The sequence below is a fragment of the Streptomyces kanamyceticus genome, from assembly GCF_008704495.1.
Lineage (GTDB): Bacteria > Actinomycetota > Actinomycetes > Streptomycetales > Streptomycetaceae > Streptomyces > Streptomyces kanamyceticus.
On sequence record NZ_CP023699.1, the window covers coordinates 6,562,951 to 6,580,135 of the forward strand.

A 17,185-nucleotide genomic window follows, 5' to 3' on the forward strand; every position below is an offset into this window, starting at 1 on the left:
CGGGTGACGGAGATATCCACAACCGGGCGGTCGTACACAGGGCTCAGCGGGCTCGGCGGGACCGGTGCAATCTGAGATCGCAGCCGCGGAGGGCGCGGCGGCGGAAGCGGACGCACGGGAGGGGTTCGGCATGAACGAGACCATGGTGACGGTGGTGGGGAACGTAGCGACGACGCCGGTGTACCGGGAGTTGCCGACGGGACCGGTGGCGCGGTTCCGGCTCGCGGTTCCCACGCGGAAGTACGACCGCGTGCAGAACACGTGGTCCGACGGGCACACCAACTTCTTCACCGTGTGGGCCTGGCGGGCGCTCGGCACCAATGTGCAGGGGTCGGTGTCGGTGGGTGAACCGGTCATCGTGCAGGGGCGGTTGAGGGTGCGTGACGAGGAGCGCGGCGGGCAGCACTGGACGTCGGCGGACATCGAGGCGGTCGTCGTCGGGCATGATCTCTCGCGCGGTACGGCGGCGTTCCGCCGGGTGCTCAAGGCGAACCCGGCGCTGACGGAACCGGCGCTGAGGGAACCGGCGCTGAGGGAACCGGCGGCCGAGCGGGACGGAGAGCCGTCGCCGGTGGGGCGATGAGTGGGGCGACGAGTGTGGTGATGAGCCGTCAGTTCGGGTCCCGGCGAAGGTGCCCGATGTGCGGCTTATCGACGAATGGCTGCCGTTGATTTGTCGATAAGCCCAGCTCGGAAAGGGTGTTGGGGGTAACGATTCCGAGTCGGATCGGTTATCCGACGGTATGACTGGGGACGGTGGTGTGCCACTTCCTTAGGATGCCGAACGTAACTCACGGGGCAGTTGGCAGGCATTGTCATGCAGGTGGCGGATGATCCTGCCCTTTTCAATCTGCTGGCGGGACCACCCCCCTCATGCGAACGGGTCCCGCCCGGAGGGGAATTCAGTGTTTTCAGCGTTGAGCGCGCGTAGCGCGTCGTCCATGCGTGGCCGCGGCATCGGGGCCCGCCTCGCCGCCGTCGTCGCGGTCTCCGGGATCGTCGCCGCGGCCGCGATAACCGGCGCCGGTGCGGCCGAGGCGGAAGAGGCACCGCAGCACCGGGGCGGAGCGGTCGCGACACTGAACGGCCTGCAGACGTACGGCCAGGCCGTGGTCAGAGACGGCGGCAGCACGGAGCAGGTGCCCGCGGGGCTCTTCGAGATGTCCGTGGAGAACGGCGGCACCCTGCAGACGTACTGCATCGACATCCACAACCCCACGCAGAAGGACGCCGAATACCAGGAGACCCCCTGGAGCGGCACCTCGCTGAGCGCCAATCGCAACGCGGGCAAGATCCGTTGGATCCTGCAGCACTCCTACCCGCAGGTGAACGACCTCGCCGAGCTCGCCGAGAAGGCGGGTGCGCGCTCCCTGACCGAGGAGACCGCGGCGGCCGGTACGCAGGTGGCGATCTGGCGGTACTCGGACGGCGCCAAGGTCGACGCGATCGACCCGCAGGCCGAGAAGCTCGCCGACTACCTGCACAAGAGCGCGCGCAGCAGCGCGGAGCCCAAGGCGTCGCTGACGCTCGAACCGCCGGCCGTCTCCGGGCGGGCGGGGGAGCGCATCGGGCCGGTCACCGTGCGGACGGACGCGGACGCGGTGACGGTGACGCCGCCCGCCGACTCCGCGGCGAGCGGTGTGAAGGTCGTCAGCAAGGACGGCAAGCCCGTGAAGTCCGCGGCCAACGGCAGCCGCATCTACTTCGACGTGCCGAAGGACGCGCCGGACGGCTCGGCAGCGCTCTCGGTACAGGCGTCGACCACGGTCCCCGTCGGACGCGCCTTCGCCTCCGAGACCAGAAGCCAGACGCAGATCCTCGCGGGCTCCAGCGAGTCCACGGTCTCGGCGACGGCGACCGCCAACTGGGCCGAGAAGGGTGCGATACCGGCGCTCTCGGCGGAGAAGAACTGCGCCAAGGGAGGCGTGGACATCACGGCGGGCAACAAGGGCGACGAGCCGTTCACCTTCCAGCTCATGGGCTTCAAGCACACGATCAAGGCGGGCGCGTCGCAGACGGTGACGATCCCGCTCCAGGAAGACCAGCCCTTCGACTTCACGATCAAGGGACCCAACGGCTTCGAGAAGCGCTTCAAGGGCGTACTCGACTGCCGCACCGAAGGCGCCGCGCTCGACAACAAGGCCCAGCCCGTCTCCGAGCCGAGCCCCGCGTCGGCAGGCGGCACCTCGGGCGGCGGCGACCTGGCCGAGACGGGCAGCTCCAGCAATACGCCCCTGATCGCGGGGGTCGCGGTGGCGTTCGTCGTGATCGGCGGCATGGCGATCTTCCTCCTCCGCAAGAAGAAGGACCCGGCGCAGGCGCCGACCGAGGAGTGAGCGCACCGTAGTGCGCAGGGGTCCCGCCGCCTACGGAGAAAGGGCGATGGCGGCGGGCGCGGCAGGGCAAGAAGGTGGGTGCCAGCGAACCTGCCTTCTTCGGGGTGGTGCTGTCATGGATCTCACCGAGGCCGTCACAGCGTTCCTGGCGTCCGTCCTCGGGGCCGTGGCCGGGGCGGGGATGGCCGTCCACGGTGCTCGTGAGGCGGCTCGCCGACTGGTGGAAACCAACGACCAGGAGCAGCGCCGCGCGGAGACGGCGGCTCTCCGTGCCGCTGTCATGGAGGTGGGCGTGGCGGAGCGGATCGCGAAGGCGCGGTCGACCACCGATCTGCCGACGCAGATGCTCACGACAGTGCTGCCGGTCGTGCACCACATGAAGCCCGAGCAGCAGCAGGCGATGATCGCCTACTCGCAGAGTGTGCTGCGCTACAACGGGCAGGTGCAGCGCATCGTCGCCTACGGTGCGGCGGAGACGATCAAGGATGAACACGCGGGTGCCGAGAAGCTCACGGAGCATTCCGACGCGGTGCGTGACACCGCTCCTGCCGCGAGTGACGCCTTGAAGAAGCACATGGCCTTGCCACGACGTCCCGACGGCGATCCTGGCGAGCGACCGGTCACCGATAGTGACAGCCGGTGATGGGTTGGCTACCCAAGTGGCCGAGGAACGTCCAGGTCACGAGCCCCCGGCAATACGGGTTTCCTCCGGGAGGTGGCCGTCAGGCAAGATGGGGTGTATCTGCCCACACACTGATTGCCGGACGGTTTCTCTTGGCTGAGTACATCTACACCATGCGCAAGACGCGCAAGGCGCACGGCGACAAGGTGATCCTTGATGACGTCACCTTGAGCTTCCTGCCTGGCGCGAAGATCGGTGTCGTGGGCCCCAACGGCGCCGGTAAGTCCACGGTGCTGAAGATCATGGCCGGTCTCGAGCAGCCGTCGAACGGTGACGCGTTCCTCTCGCCCGGGTTCAGCGTCGGCATCCTCATGCAGGAGCCGCAGCTGGACGAGTCCAAGACCGTTCTGGAGAACGTCCAGGACGGGGCCGCCGAGATCATGGGCAAGCTCAAGCGCTTCAACGAGGTCGCCGAGCTCATGGCGACGGACTACTCGGACGCGCTGATGGAGGAGATGGGCAAGCTCCAGGAGGACCTGGACCACGCCAACGCGTGGGACCTGGACGCCCAGCTGGAGCAGGCCATGGACGCGCTGGGCTGCCCGCCCGGCGACTGGCCCGTGGTCAACCTCTCCGGTGGTGAGAAGCGCCGCGTCGCGCTCTGCAAGCTCCTCATCGAGGCGCCCGACCTGCTGCTCCTCGACGAGCCCACCAACCACCTCGACGCCGAGTCGGTGAACTGGCTGGAGCAGCACCTCGCGAAGTACGCGGGTTGCGTCATCGCCGTCACCCACGACCGGTACTTCCTGGACAACGTCGCCGAGTGGATCCTCGAGCTCGACCGCGGCCGCGCCATCGCCTACGAGGGCAACTACTCCACGTACCTGGAGAAGAAGCAGTCCCGTCTCAAGGTCGAGGGCCAGAAGGACGCCAAGCGCGCGAAGCGCTTGAAGGAAGAACTCGAGTGGGTGCGGTCCAACGCCAAGGGGCGTCAGGCCAAGTCCAAGGCGCGCCTCGCCCGTTACGAGGAGATGGCCGCCGAGGCCGACAAGATGCGGAAGCTGGACTTCGAGGAGATCCAGATCCCGCCGGGCCCGCGTCTGGGCTCGATCGTCGTCGAGGTGGAGAACCTGTCGAAGGCCTTCGGCGACAAGGTCCTGATCGACGACCTGAGCTTCACGCTGCCGCGCAACGGCATCGTCGGCATCATCGGTCCGAACGGCGCGGGCAAGACCACGCTGTTCAAGATGATCCAGGGCCTGGAGACGCCGGACTCCGGCGCGATCAAGGTCGGCGACACGGTCAAGATCTCCTACGTCGACCAGAGCCGCGCCAACATCGACCCCAAGAAGACCCTCTGGGCGGTCGTGAGCGATGAGCTCGACTACATCAACGTCGGCCAGGTCGAGATGCCCTCGCGGGCGTACGTCTCCGCCTTCGGGTTCAAGGGCCCGGACCAGCAGAAGCCTGCCGGTGTCCTCTCCGGCGGTGAGCGCAACCGCCTCAACCTGGCCCTGACGCTCAAGGAGGGCGGCAACCTGCTGCTCCTCGACGAGCCGACGAACGACCTCGACGTCGAGACCCTGTCCTCCCTGGAGAACGCGCTCCTTGAGTTCCCCGGTGCCGCCGTCGTGATCTCCCACGACCGGTGGTTCCTGGACCGGGTGGCCACGCACATCCTCGCCTACGAGGGCGAGTCCAAGTGGTACTGGTTCGAGGGCAACTTCGAGTCGTACGAGAAGAACAAGATCGAGCGCCTGGGCGCCGACGCGGCCCGTCCGCACCGCGCCACCTACAAGAAGCTCACCCGGGGCTGAGGCAGCTGTGACTCGGCACATCTACCAGTGCCCGCTGCGCTGGTCGGACATGGACGCCTTCGGGCACGTCAACAACGTCGTCTTCCTGCGGTACCTGGAAGAGGCGCGGATCGACTTCATGTTCCGGCTCGCGCCCGGGGACGGCTCGCCGTCGTTCTCCGGCGGGTCCGTGGTGGCCCGCCACGAGATCGACTACGTACGGCCGTTGGTGCACCGGCACGAGCCGGTCACCGTCGAGTCGTGGGTGACGAAGATAGGTGCGGCGTCGCTCACGATCGCGTATGAGATCAAGGACGACGAGCAGGTCTACGTGCGGGCTTCGACGGTGGTCGTGCCGTTCGATCTGGAGGCCCAGCGGCCGCGCCGGATCACCAAGGAGGAGAAGTCGTACCTCCAGCTGTACGTGGACGACAGCGCCGACGGTGGCTCGGGGGCGCTTGCCGCATGACCGCGCGGCTGCACTTCGCCGACGCCGGGGAGGCGGCAGATCTGGCCGCCTTCCTGGCCCGGCTCATCCACTACGACAAGGCGGCCGCGGTGCGGCTGCAGGCGGCGGGGGACACGCTCGCCGTGTTCGGGCGGCCGCCGTCCTTCGAGGTGCTCGCCATTCGTACGGCACGGCTCGCCAAGCCGTACGAGGACGGGCTCGAGACGACGCTCGACGTCACCGTCTCCGCGGGTGAACTCCTGGAGTCCGTGGCCGCGTCGGCCGAGTCGGTGCGGACGGCGGGCGTCGCCGCCGTACCGACGGCCGTGACCGGGCCCCCGTGGGCCGGAGTGCTTCCGCCGCGCGGCGGCTGGCGGCAGGAACCGGGGCTGCCCGCTCCGGAGGCGGTGCGGGGCCTGGTGGCGGCCGCCGTCGCCGAATTCAAGGCCCGTGTCGAGGAGTTGCCGCAGGAGCGGCGGGTGCGGGCCGAGCTCGACCGGGTGGGCCGCGAGATCTGGTCGCGGACCATCGCGGACACCGGTCTCCCTGTGCGGGTCGCGCATGCGGCGCAGGCGCTGGGCTTCCTGCGCGGGCACACGCTCGACCTGCTCTCGGCCGGGGCGTGGATGCGGCTGCGTACGGACTTCGGGTCCATCGCCGTGCGGCGGTCCGGCGTCGGAGGGCTCTCGGTCACGCCCGCGTAGGCAGGCAGGGGGGAGCGGCCGGCTCAGCCCCTCTCGTCCGGCCACACGCCGATGTGGTCCTTCTCCAGTTCCAGCGCGACCCGGTCCCGCATGTCCAGGGCCTCCGTGTACTCGGCGGGCAGTTGCAGGCGGCCCGCGCGGTCCAGCATCGCGTACTCGCGGGAGATCAGTGACTCCTGGCCCGTCGACTCGTCGACCTCCGTGCGGCGCAGGACCTCCGTCGAGGTGCGGCCGTCGCGGATGGCGACCGTGCGGCGGACCTCGGAGGCGACCGCCTGGTCGTGGGTGACGATGACGATCGTGGTGCCGAGTTCCTCGTTGGCGGTGCGGAACGCGGCGAAGATCCGTTCCGCGGTGTGCGAGTCGAGTTCGCCGGTGGGCTCGTCGGCGAGGAGCACCGCGGGATCGTTGGCCAGCGCCACCGCGATGGCGACGCGCTGCTGCTGGCCGCCGGACATCTGGTGCGGGCGCCGGTCGCGGCATTCGGCGACCTCCAGCATCTGCAGGAGCCGGTCGGCGCGTTCGGCCTTGGCCCGCTTGGAGCGGGCGGTGCGGCCGCGCAACTGCATGGGCAGCGCCACGTTCTGCGCGGCCGTCAGATAGGGCAGGAGGTTGCGGGCCGTCTGCTGCCAGACGAAGCCGACCACCTCGCGCCGGTAACGCAGCCGCTCCTTCGAGCCCATGCCGAGCAGGTCGCAGCCCGCGACGCGCGCGGCTCCCGCGGTCGGCTCGTCCAGGCCCGCGAGGATGTTCATCAGCGTCGACTTGCCGCTGCCCGAAGCACCGACCAGGGCCATCAACTCGCCGTCGCGGACGAGCAGATCGAGGCCCTGGAGCGCCTGCACCTCGACGCCGTCGGTGGCGAAGACGCGGACCAGCCGGTCGCAGGTGATCAGCGCGTCGTGTCCGTAGGCGGGCCGGTCGCGGCGCGCGGTGGCCCGCGCCTCCAGATCGGCGAGCGAGGGGCCGGTCGCGGCGGTGGTCTCGGTCATCGGTTGTCTCCTGTCCTCAAGTCGACGGCGGCCGTGCGCCGGGTGGTCCACCAGGCCTGGGCGAACGCCACCCCGGCGACGAGTACGACGATGCCCGCGGCGGGCAGCAGCAGGGACCAGGGGTCGGCCCGCAGGGTGACCTCGCCCAGGCCGGTGAGGCCGCCGTGCGCGGCGAGCGCGATGCGGCGCAGATCGAGTCCTTCCGCGAGCAGGCCGATCGCCGCCCACCCCGCGAGGACGCCGCCGACCGCGGCGAGCAGGGCCTGCGGCAGGGCTTCCAGGGCGAGCAGGCCGCGGCCCTGGCGGGCGCTCAGGCCCATGGTGCGCAGTCGGCCGAGCAGCATGCGGCGCCGGGGCGCGGACTGCAGCAGGGAGAGCAGTACGGCGAGGGCGGCGTATCCGGCGGCCGCGGCGACGGCGGCCGCGTAGACGTTCTCGGCGCCGGACTGCAGGGGCGAACTGGTCAGCGCCGCACGCGCGTCGGCACGCACCTGGACTTTGACGACACCGGCTTCCGCTTCGGCGCGGGCCTCCGCGTCGGTGTTGGTCTCCGCCTCGTCGGCACCAGCCTGCGCATCGGCGTCCGCCTCCGCCGCCGCCCTCGCTGCCGCGATCCCCTTCCGCGTGATGCCGTCACCCGTCGCGAGCAGCGCCGTGTCCTTGGCCTTGGGCAGGCCCGCACGGTCGATCAGGAGGAAGCTGCCGTGCGTGGGGAGCGCGGGGGTGGTCGTGCGGATGGGGCCGACCTTCGCGGTGAAGTCGCCGGAAGGGGTGCGGAAGGAGTGGGTGGCGGTGCCCAGGCGTCGGGCGACGTCGGGGGAGGCGACGGCGGGCAGCGGGGCGGAATCCGCCGGGCGCGCCGCGGTGAGGTCCATCTTCGTGACGCGGCCGAGGCCGGTGGCCGCGGTCAGTCGCGCGTACGTCTCCGGTTCCACCGCCACCAGCGGGACGGCCGAACCGTCGGGCAGCGTCAGGGTCCAGTCGATGTGCACGGCCGACACCTCGCGCACCCCGGAGGCCTTGCGGAGCTCGGCCGCGAGGGAGGCGGGCAGCGGCTTGCCGGTGCGTTCCACGCGGGCGTCCGCGCCCACCGTGAGGAGCGCCGTGCGGTCGCGGGCGTCGTGCACACCGGCAAGGACCGAACCGCCGAAGGCCGCCGTCGTCAGGGCGAGCAGCAGGCCGAGCAGCGGCAGGACATGGGCGGCGGAGGCCCGGCCCGCGCTCGCCATCGACAGGAAGCCGAGCGGGCCCCTGCGCCGCGCGAACGGGCGCGCGAGGAGACGCAGCGGCAGGGGATAGAGGCGTACGAGAACGAGCGCGGCGATGCAGCCGATGAGCACCGGGGCGGCGCTGACCAGCCAGTCCGCCGAGCCGACGGTCGAACCAGAACCAGTACCGGAAGAGGAACCAGCACCAGAACCGGCGCCGCCGCTTCCCGACGCGGGCGAGCCCCCGTCACCCGTCCCCCGCCTGCGCAACGTGACCACCGCCCCCACCGCGAGGACGAGCAGCACCAGTTCGGCCACCGTCCGGCGCCGCGAGGGGCGGGCCGTCAGGACGTCGTCGCGGCCCGCGTGCGCGCGCGGCCTGCGGTGCGCGACCGCGGCCCGCACCGGAAGGACCACACAGGCCAGCGCGCCCACCGCGGCCGCGGCCCAGAGCGAGGGCCCCACGCGCGCGTGCGGCACGGCCAGGACCGCGGCGAGCAGTCCGAGGCCCGCCGCGGGCACGGCCACCACGGAGGTCTCGGCGAGCAACCGGCCCGCGATGCCGCGCACGGAGCCGCCGCGCGAGCGCAGCAGCGCCAGTTCGTCCTGCCGACGCGCGGCGCTCAGCGCGCAGGTCATCAGGAGGACGACCGCCGCGACCCCGCCGACGCCGTACGCGGCCACGGCGACCACCGGCGTGACCGCGTCGCGCAGCCCCGCGTGCTCGTTGAGGACGTCGTCGAGGTCGCTGGAGACCTGGGCGCTCCTGTCCGTGAAGCCCCGCAGCCGGGTGAGCAGCGGGCCGCTCTCCAGCGACGCGATGCGCGCCTTGAGCGCGCTCATGTCGCGGGCGGTGAGGTCGCCGGACGCCGGAGCGACGCGCCAGTACCGCTGCGGGCTCTGGTCCACGGCGGGCAGGAAGCCGCCCGCCTCGGGCGCCAGGAGCAGCCCGGCGTGCCAGCGCCTCTGCTGCGGGGCGGGTCCTGGGGCGAGTTCCGTGACGGGGGCGGCGATGACGGAGTCGTACGCCCAGTAGCCGCCCGAGGGGCGCACGGGCTCGACGATGCCGGTGATCCGGACGGTGACGCGCGGGCCGTAGGTGGTCGGCAGGTGGACGGACGTGCCGACGCGCAGCTTCATCACGCGCGCGGTGTCCGCGGTCACGGCCGCTTCGACGCGGCGGCTGTTCGACGTGACGCCCTCGCCCCGGGGCAGCCGCCCCTCCCGCACGCGCGCGTGCCGGTCGAGTCCGGCCTGGGCGGCCAGCGTGAACTGCGGCGGGAGCGCGTCGAGCCGGGGCAGCCAACGGTCCAGGCCGCTCGGCGACCTGACGGTCCGCGCGCCGTACGTCGACTGGTCCCGGTCCACCCGGATCGGCGCGGGCACGGCCTTGAGCGTCTTCGCGTACCGCTCGCCCAGCGGACCGGGGTTCAGCGCCTCCTCGCGGTCGCGCCGGTCGGCCTCCAGACCCGGTGCGGGGGCGGTGAGTTCGATGCCGGTACGGGCGGCCCCCGCGTCGGCGACGGCGGTGCGGAGCGCGTCGTTCTCGTACGTCTCGACGGCGCGCGGGAAGAGCGCGGCGAGGAAGGCGGTCACGGCCACCAGCGCGGCGAGCGCGACCGCGGCGCCGGGAGCGGCGCGCAGCCGGGTGCGGACCCAGGGGGCAACGGCGGGTACGGGCACGTCAGTAGCCTTCTCGGGCGGTCAGGGGGCAGAGGGTGGGCGTCCGCATGTCAGTGGCCCCCTTCGTGGCGCAGGGACACCTTCGGGTCGCCGCGGCGCAGCGAGAGCGCCGCGATGATCAGGAGCGGCACCGCGGCGGTCGCGGCGAGCAGCAGGGCGACGCGGCCCAGGGGGAGTTCCACCAGGACCGGTGGCACCGGCTGGGCCGCCTCGCCGGTGAGGACGATCAGGGGGATCACGGCGCGGGTCAGGACCGCGCCGAGGCCGAGGCCGACCAGGAGCGCGAGCCCGAGCAGGAAGCCCTGCTCGGCGGCGATGAGCCGGGCCAGTTGACGCCGTGGCGCGCCGAGCCCGCGCAGCACCGCGAACTCCGCGGAGCGCTCGCGCAGCGACCCCGCCGCGCTCACCGCGAAGCCGACGGCGGCCAGCGCCGCGGCGGCCGCGGCCACCGCGAGCAGCGCGGCCTGCGGTCCCGCGCCGAGCGGGTCGTCGCGCAGCTGGGCGGCGATCTCGTCGCGCACCAGGACCTGTTCGGGGTCGATGTCGGGGCGGGAGCGCAGCGCGGCGGCCGCCTGCGCCGCCTCGCCGTCGCCGGTGGTGAGCCACCACTCCGAAGGGGCCAGCGGCTTGGCGCCGTCCTTGGCGAGGCGGGCGTCGAGGGTCGGCAGGTCGAGCAGGATGCCGCCCCCACCGGGTCCCGAGGCGCCCTCGGGCGCGCCCGCCGTGGGCAGTTCGGGCACCGCGTCGGAGATGCGCACCGGGACCTTCCTGCTCCCCGCGGGCACCTCGATCCGGTCCCCGACCCGGGAGCCGCTCGCGTCGAGGAAGGCGTCGGTGACCACGGCGCGCGGCTCCGCGGCCGCCTTCGTCGGCTCCCGGTCAGGTGCGAGCGCCGCGGTGATCGTGGCGCCGTTCCCGAGGTCGTCGCGGGTCAGCAGGCCGGGCACGGCCTTCGCGGTGTCCAGGGCGAGCACCGTCGCCTGCCGGTCGTCCGACAGGCTCATCGTGTCGCGGACGGCGGGCGCGGCCGCGCGCACCCCGGGCAACGCGCCGAACACCCCGGCCTGTTCGCCGTCGGCCACCCGGCTGCCGAGCACCCGGATCTGGGCGCCCGCGCGGAAGTCCGCCTGGTCCTCCTGCGACCGGTCCCAGGACGCGCCCTGGCCGACCGCCAGCATGCCCATCGCCACGGAGAGCACCAGGAGCAGCACGGGTCCCGCGCCGCGCAGCGGCCGCCTGCTGAGCTGCCACCCCGCGAGCGCGCCGGGCAGGCCGCGGCCGCGGGCCGCGCGGCGCTCGGCGAGCCGTGCCGCGGGCGGCAGAAGGCGCAGGGTCACGACGGTGCCCGCGAGGAGGGCGAGGGCGGGTGCGGCGACGAGCAGCGGGTCGATGCCGAGCTGTCCGCCGCGGTCGTCGCTGAGCGCGCCGGAGCCCGAAGTGCGGCTGTCCAGCTGCCAGTAGGCGACCCCGGCGATGACAAGGAGGCCCACGTCCGCGCCCGCCCGCAGCGGCGCGGGCAGTGCGGGTACGCGGACGGAGCGGCGCCCGCCCGAAGCGGCCGAGAGGGCGGGCGCGACGACCGCGAGCGCGCAGCCGAGCGCGGTGACCAGACCGGCGAGCCACACCCCGGTGCCCGCCGACACCTCAAGGCGGAGTCCGGTGCGCGAGAGGGCGCCCTGTCCGGCGAGCAGCCGGGTCAACGGGGCCGCGAGCAACGGTGCGATGACGGCGGCGGGCAGCGCGAGGAGCAGTGCCTCGACGGCGGCGAGCCAGGTGATCCGGCCACGCGAGCCGCCCCGGGCGAGCAGGAGTTCGGTCTCGCCGCCGCGCTCGGTGCTGAGCAGCCTGGCCACGAGCAGCAGCGCGTACCCGGCGAGCATGATGAGCTGGAGGGCGACGATCAGCAGGGTGGAGCGGGAGACGAGCAGGGCGCGCTCGGCCCGGTCCAGGACCTTGGGCAGCGCGGTGTCGGCGCTCGGATTGCCGCCCAGGGCACGGTTCTTGGTGAGCGCGGCCGGTCCTTCGGTGGCGGCGTCGCGCAGCGCGTCGACGCGCCGCGTGGTCATGGCCGCGAAGTCAGCGGTGGCCAGCCACTGCGTGCCCTCCGTCGAGACGCGCGACCCGGTGAGCACCGAAGGGGCCACGAGCAGCGGCCCGTACGTCATGAAGACGCCCTTGCGCACGCCGCGTCCACCGAGTTCGTCGAGCTGCCAGTACGGGTCGGTGGCGTCGGTGGGACGGTAGACGCCGGTGACGCGCACGGTGACTTTGGGGCCCGTGAGGCGGTCGGTGAGGGTGAGGGGGGCCGCGCCGGGGCCGAGCTTCAGCTTGGCCGCCGCGGTCTCGGGCAGGGCCACCTCGACCGTGCCGCCCGAACCTGTCGTGCCTGTTGTGCCGGTCGGCCAAGCGCCCTTGACCAGCTTGATCCTGGACCGGTCGAGCGCCGCGAAGCGGGTCAGGTCGGGCTGGCCGCCCCGCCCCGCGCGTTCCTTCTCCGGCAGGGCGTACGTCCCCGAGCGGGCCAGGGAGCGCAACCGCACGGGAAGGCCGTCGAAGGTGCGCCGGGCGCCCTCCTCGACCTCCTCGCGCGCCGCGTCGTCCTTGCCCGGCGGGACTTGGGTCCGTACGACGAGCGCGGCCTGGGGCGCCGAGCGGGTGCGCAGGCTCTGGCGCAGGGCCGCGTCGCCGATCGCGCCGGAGAACGCGGTGAGCGTGGCGAGGACCGCCGTCGTCAGCAGGACGGCGAGGAGGGCCGCGGCCAGTAGCAGACGGTGCGCGCGTACGCGCAGAAAGATGAACCCCGTCACCCTGGTGCCCCCCGTGCCCGTGCTGTGCGCCTACGCAGGCGTGCATGTATGCACGCCTGCGTGCTTCGCGTACGCGGGCATGACTAATTGCCTGCGTATCGCCCCCCAGCGGTCTTTCCGGATGTTTTCAGAGGGCAGGCATTTGGGGAAGGGGGTGAGGTGTCAGGAGGAGGTTTGGGTATTACCGGGATCGCCCCTCGGAGTTCGTCTGTTACCCCTCGGAGTCGACCTATCACCCCTCGGAGTTCACCATGGACGCCGCCGCGTACGTCAGGTAGTTCCACAGCGTCCGCTCGTGCTCCTCGGAGAGCCCGAGCTCGTCGACCGCGGCGCGCATGTGCTTGAGCCACGCGTCGTGCGCGGCCCTGTCGACCGTGAACGGCGCGTGCCGCATGCGCAGGCGGGGGTGGCCGCGGTGGTCGCTGTAGGTGCGGGGGCCGCCCCAGTACTGCATCAGGAACAGCGCGAGCCGCTCCTCGGCGGGCCCGAGGTCCTCCTCCGGGTACATGGGCCGCAGCAGGGGATCCTCCGCGATCCCCTGGTAGAAGAGGTGGACCAGGCGCCGGAAGGTCTCCTCGCCGCCGACCTGCTCGTAGAAGGTCTGCTCCTGAAGCGCGCCGCGTGGGATCTCGTTCACACCGTCCATGGTCTCAGACGGGGCGGCCGAGTACGGAAGACTTAGGACCTCCCGGGGACCGGGCCCCGCCCGCCACTCGCATCGCGGGCGGCGGCGCAGCACAGTGGACTCATGGAACCCGAACCCGATGCCGCACTCGCCGCAGCGGCGCGGGCCGCTCTCGTGCGGGAGATCGACGCGACCGGAGTCTGGCGGGGCGACCCCGGGCTGCGGGCCGCGTTCGAGTCCGTGCCGCGGCACGTGTTCGTGCCGTACTACTACGTCAACGCGGGCGGCGGCCACGAGCGGCTGTGGGGCGAGGACCCGGACGCGGCGAGACGGGCGCGCTGGCTGCGCGGGGCGTACGCGGACGCGCCCCTGGCCACCCGCCTGCGCGACGGTGATCTGCTGTCGTCGAGCAGCCAGCCGTCCCTGATGGCGATGATGCTCGCCGAGCTCGACGTGCGCGCGGGGGACCGGGTCCTGGAGATCGGCGCGGGCACCGGCTACAACGCGGCGCTGCTCGCCCACCGGCTCGGCGACGAGCACGTCACCACCGTCGACCTCGACCCGGAGATCACCGAGTCCGCGCGCCGGCACCTGGCGGCCGCCGGATACCGTCCGGCCGTGGTGACCGGCGACGGGGCGGCGGGCTGCGCCGAGCGCGCGCCCTACGACAGGATCATCGCCACCTGCACGCTTGGCTCGGTGCCCAGGGCCTGGCTCGCCCAGTGCCGTCCGGGGGCCCGGATCCTCGCGCCGCTGGCCACCGGCCTGATCACGCTGACGGTGCGCGACGCGGAGTACGCGGAGGGCCGCTTCCTGCACACGCCCGCCTACTTCGTACCGCTGCGCGGCGGCAGCCGAAGGGCCCCGCACGAGCAGCACATCGGGGGGCTGCCGCGCAGGGCCCTGCAGAACGAACTCTTCCGTTTCCTTCTCGAGCTGACCGCGGGCAGCCTCGATCCCCATGAGGCGCTCGCGCTGTGGCAGCGCGAGGAGCGGCCGGTGCGCGAGCGCTTCGGGATCACCGTGAGCGGCCCCTACGAATGGGCCTGGCTCGACGACCCCGAAGGGCCGTACGTCTGGCCGCTGTGAGGACCGCCCCGCGGGTGTCAGTCGCGGCGGATCGTGATCGTCGTCCAGGCGCCCACGTGCACCCGGTCGCCGTCCTGGAGCGGGATCGGGACGAACGGCTGGATGGGCTCCTCGCCGTTGTTGACCGTGGTGCCGTTCGTGGAGTTCTGGTCGACGACCGCCCAGCTGCTGTCCGGCTGCTGGACCAGGACCGCGTGCTGGTGCGATACGCCGGGGTCCTCCGGCGGCACCGACAGGTCGATGTCCGGGGTGTCGCCCGTGGAGTGGCGGCGACGGCCGATGGTGATCTGGTTGCCGACCAGCGGACGCTGCTGCTCCGGCGAGTACGCGGGCAGGTTCAGGCCCGACGCCTCGGGACCGCTGCGCTGCATCATCGCCATGAAGTACTCACGGTCGGGACCGATCGTCGCCGTCCAGGTACCGGGGCCCTGCTGCGGCGGGGGCCCCTGCTGGAAGGGGTCCTGCTGCGGCGGCGGGCCCTGCTGGAACGGGTCCTGGGGCTGCGGGGGACCTTGCTGGAACGGGTCCTGCCGGGCGGGGGCCGAGGGCGGTGAGATCACCCAGTCGTCGCCTCCGCCGCCGAAGGACGGGCCGCCGGGACCGGGCTGACCAGGACCGGGCTGACCCGGACCGGGACCAGGACCCGGACCCGCGGGACCGGGTCCCTGCGGACCTGGCGGCGGCGGGGGCGGACCCTGCGGACCGCCGGTCTCCTGCGGGGCCTGCGGGAAGGCGGGCGGCGGGGGCGGACCCGGCTGCTGGAACGCCTGCGGGGCGCCGGGCGGCGTCTGGCCGGGGCCGGGCTGGCCGGGACCCGGCTGGCCGAAGCCGTTTCCGGGGCCGCCGCCGTTGCCACCGCCGTGGGCGCCGCCGTTGCCGAACGGCGGGATCGGCTCGGCGGGCCGGTTCATCTGCGAGGGGCGCGAGCCCTGGTAGTCGTAGCCCGGTCCCGGCGGCGGCTGGAACTGCTGCGCGGGGTTCGGCCCGGGCGGCTGCATGCCGGGTCCCGGACCGCCGTGCGTGCCCGGCAGCGGCGGGTTCGGCGCGGCCGGGGTGTACGAGGTGGCCGTGTTCGTCAGGAAGTTCCAGCGGCACTCCTCGCAGAACGGCGCGTTCGCCTCGCGGGGCGTGCGGCACTGCGGGCAGAGCTCGCCCTCGGGCGCCGGGTCGGGCACGGCGGCCAGGTGCGGGCGCGGCGGCGCGGGCTGCGGGAAGCCCGGGTCCTGACCGGGCGGCGGCGGGGGATAGCCGTACCCGGCCGCGGGCGGCGGCGGGGGCGGCGGAGGTACGGCACCGGCCATGCGGTGACCGCAGACCTCGCACCAGTCGTCGGAACCCGACTGGTGTCCGTTCGGGCAGGTCGGCATGTCGGCGCTTCCCCCTCTCCTTCTCCGGCCCGAGGGCCGTGTACTGCGCTTTTTCTTACGGATTGCTGGTGGAGCGCTTCGCGTGCGGCAGCCGCACGTGCTGCCGCCTCCGCTACCGCTTCGGCGACTGCTTCCGCTACTGCTTCTTCACGCGAACAGTTTTCGTCGAGCGCGTCTCGAGTGTCATCTCGTCGGCCTCGGCGACCTTCGCCTTCAATCGAACAGTACCTGCCGCGGCATCGACGACGTCCACCACCTTCGAAAGGAGTTTCGCCGTATCCGCGTTGCCCGAGGCGCTGGCGAGCTGGACCGCGCGGCCGAGCTTCGCCGTCGCCCCGTCGACATCTCCCGATTTACGCGCATCGAGCCCCTGCTGGATGACTTGGGCCAGTTCCGCCTGGCCCGTGTAGTGCGCGACCTGCGGATTGATCGACGTGGAGGCCGCCATGTCGTCCGTCCACACCGCACGCACCAAACCCTGCGACAGCGTCTGTACGCCGCCGTCGCCCCCCGGCACGATCAGTGAGACCCGGGCCGCCAGCATCTCCTGGCCGAGCTCGGCATCGGGCACCCGCACACAGATGTGGTAGTCGCGGGACTCGTCGCCCCAGGATCCCGTGGGGTAGTCCCCGGCGCGCGGCCCCGCCTCCGTGCGACGGTCCGTCAACTCCTCGACGGTGGGCGCCACTTGCTTGACGAACTTGATCTCCGAGCCGAGCGGCGTCCACAGCCGCAGACTGACGTCGGCGACCTCCTTGCCCATCGCCGTCTCCATCATCCGCGTGAAGTCGGCGGCCAGGCCCGCGGGGTCGGCGACGATGTCGGCGGTGCCGAGGAGGGCGGAGGCGATCGCCGTGACCTCCTTCACCTCCCAGTCCGTGCCGACGCCACGGGCGTCGCAGGTGAAGCGGCCCGCGCAGGAGTCCAGCGCGGCCTTGAGGTCCTCGGGTGACTCGTGTTCATTGCGGCCGTCGGTGAGCAGGATCCCGTGCCGTACGGCGGAGGGGGCGACGTCGGCGGCGGCGAGCAGCCGGTCGGCCAGGCGCAGCCAGGTGCCGATGGCCGTGCCGCCGCCCGCGCTGAGCTTGCGCAGGGCCTGCTTGGCCTGCTCCCTGGTCCGCGGCTCTGCCACCGCGAGGCGGCCGTTGCCCGGGTAGACCTCCTTGGCGATGTGGGTGCCGCCGATCACCGCGAAGTGCACGCCGTCGCGGACGGCGTCGATCGCGGCGGCCGTGGCGTCCCGAGCGCCCCGCATCTTCGTCGGCGGGTAGTCCATGGAGCCCGAGCAGTCGACCATGATCGCGACGGCGGCGTCGGGGCTCTGCCCGGCCGGGTAGAAGTGGGGCGCACCGACCGCGGAGCCGATGGTTCCGCCGCCGGTGGAGGTCACCGTGGCGATGGCGTTGACCTCCCTGCCGCCCTCCGGCAGGAACTCGTTCTGATAGACGTCGACCGAGAACTGCGGCACGTTCGACTTCGAGAAATTGGCCATGGATGCTGCTCCCCCT

The 17,185-nt window shown here is 72.7% G+C and carries 13 protein-coding genes; 7 read left to right on the forward strand and 6 right to left on the reverse strand.

The genetic code is table 11. The features are described 5' to 3' along the window. The first annotated feature begins 130 nt into the window (after positions 1-130). From CP970_RS28330 to CP970_RS28355, 6 genes are all read left to right on the forward strand, one after another. Positions 131-583 (forward strand): single-stranded DNA-binding protein, encoded by a 453-nt coding sequence (locus CP970_RS28330; protein ID WP_055546080.1) that lies wholly within the window; start codon positions 131-133, stop codon positions 581-583. A gap of 358 nt (positions 584-941) precedes the next feature. After that, positions 942-2,336, forward strand: coding sequence for a Cys-Gln thioester bond-forming surface protein (locus CP970_RS28335; protein ID WP_055546082.1), 1,395 nt, complete (start codon positions 942-944; stop codon positions 2,334-2,336). A 115-nt stretch (positions 2,337-2,451) separates the two neighbouring features. Beyond that, positions 2,452-2,979 (forward strand): hypothetical protein, encoded by a 528-nt coding sequence (locus tag CP970_RS28340; protein WP_055546084.1) that lies wholly within the window; start codon positions 2,452-2,454, stop codon positions 2,977-2,979. 131 nt (positions 2,980-3,110) lie between these two features. After that, the gene (ettA, locus tag CP970_RS28345; RefSeq protein ID WP_079043394.1) at positions 3,111-4,775 is read left to right on the forward strand and encodes an energy-dependent translational throttle protein EttA; all 1,665 of its coding nucleotides are present in this window, start codon (positions 3,111-3,113) and stop codon (positions 4,773-4,775) included. A 7-nt stretch (positions 4,776-4,782) separates the two neighbouring features. Next, the gene (locus tag CP970_RS28350) at positions 4,783-5,223 is read left to right on the forward strand and encodes an acyl-CoA thioesterase (RefSeq protein WP_055546086.1); all 441 of its coding nucleotides are present in this window, start codon (positions 4,783-4,785) and stop codon (positions 5,221-5,223) included. Further along, positions 5,220-5,906, forward strand: a complete 687-nt coding sequence (locus CP970_RS28355) for a hypothetical protein (RefSeq protein WP_055546088.1) — start codon at positions 5,220-5,222, stop codon at positions 5,904-5,906. The genes CP970_RS28350 and CP970_RS28355 overlap by 4 nt, the downstream gene beginning before the upstream one ends. A gap of 23 nt (positions 5,907-5,929) precedes the next feature. Here CP970_RS28355 and CP970_RS28360 read toward each other — a convergent pair whose 3' ends face one another. From CP970_RS28360 to CP970_RS28375, 4 genes are all read right to left on the reverse strand, one after another. Further along, entirely contained in the window at positions 5,930-6,898 is a 969-nt protein-coding gene (locus CP970_RS28360; RefSeq protein ID WP_055546090.1) for an ABC transporter ATP-binding protein, read from the reverse strand. After that, positions 6,895-9,789: an FtsX-like permease family protein gene (locus CP970_RS28365; protein ID WP_055546092.1), complete on the reverse strand. Its 2,895-nt coding sequence runs from the start codon at positions 9,787-9,789 to the stop codon at positions 6,895-6,897. The genes CP970_RS28360 and CP970_RS28365 overlap by 4 nt, the downstream gene beginning before the upstream one ends. Positions 9,790-9,839: 50 nt before the next feature. Further along, positions 9,840-12,596 (reverse strand): FtsX-like permease family protein, encoded by a 2,757-nt coding sequence (locus CP970_RS28370; protein WP_055546094.1) that lies wholly within the window; start codon positions 12,594-12,596, stop codon positions 9,840-9,842. A 232-nt stretch (positions 12,597-12,828) separates the two neighbouring features. Beyond that, positions 12,829-13,242, reverse strand: a complete 414-nt coding sequence (locus CP970_RS28375; RefSeq protein ID WP_107098898.1) for a globin — start codon at positions 13,240-13,242, stop codon at positions 12,829-12,831. A gap of 102 nt (positions 13,243-13,344) precedes the next feature. Between CP970_RS28375 and CP970_RS28380 the strand changes: the two genes are divergently transcribed. Next, positions 13,345-14,310, forward strand: a complete 966-nt coding sequence (locus CP970_RS28380) for a methyltransferase domain-containing protein (protein WP_055546096.1) — start codon at positions 13,345-13,347, stop codon at positions 14,308-14,310. 17 nt (positions 14,311-14,327) lie between these two features. Here CP970_RS28380 and CP970_RS28385 read toward each other — a convergent pair whose 3' ends face one another. Continuing rightward, the gene (locus CP970_RS28385; RefSeq protein ID WP_150494083.1) at positions 14,328-15,677 is read right to left on the reverse strand and encodes an FHA domain-containing protein; all 1,350 of its coding nucleotides are present in this window, start codon (positions 15,675-15,677) and stop codon (positions 14,328-14,330) included. Between the two features lie 136 nt (positions 15,678-15,813). Beyond that, entirely contained in the window at positions 15,814-17,169 is a 1,356-nt protein-coding gene (locus CP970_RS28390) for a vWA domain-containing protein (protein WP_055555377.1), read from the reverse strand. Positions 17,170-17,185 lie beyond the last annotated feature (16 nt).

Excerpts from the sequence above, each read along its gene's own strand:
- CP970_RS28360 (WP_055546090.1), bottom strand. The coding sequence starts at position 6,898 with ATGACCGAGACCACCGCCGCGACCGGCCCCTCGCTCGCCGATCTGGAG.
- CP970_RS28335 (WP_055546082.1), top strand. The coding sequence starts at position 942 with ATGCGTGGCCGCGGCATCGGGGCCCGCCTCGCCGCCGTCGTCGCGGTC.
- CP970_RS28380 (WP_055546096.1), top strand. The coding sequence starts at position 13,345 with ATGGAACCCGAACCCGATGCCGCACTCGCCGCAGCGGCGCGGGCCGCT.
- CP970_RS28385 (WP_150494083.1), bottom strand. The coding sequence starts at position 15,677 with ATGCCGACCTGCCCGAACGGACACCAGTCGGGTTCCGACGACTGGTGC.
- CP970_RS28330 (WP_055546080.1), top strand. The coding sequence starts at position 131 with ATGAACGAGACCATGGTGACGGTGGTGGGGAACGTAGCGACGACGCCG.
- CP970_RS28355 (WP_055546088.1), top strand. The coding sequence starts at position 5,220 with ATGACCGCGCGGCTGCACTTCGCCGACGCCGGGGAGGCGGCAGATCTG.
- CP970_RS28340 (WP_055546084.1), top strand. The coding sequence starts at position 2,452 with ATGGATCTCACCGAGGCCGTCACAGCGTTCCTGGCGTCCGTCCTCGGG.
- CP970_RS28390 (WP_055555377.1), bottom strand. The coding sequence starts at position 17,169 with ATGGCCAATTTCTCGAAGTCGAACGTGCCGCAGTTCTCGGTCGACGTC.
- CP970_RS28375 (WP_107098898.1), bottom strand. The coding sequence starts at position 13,242 with ATGGACGGTGTGAACGAGATCCCACGCGGCGCGCTTCAGGAGCAGACC.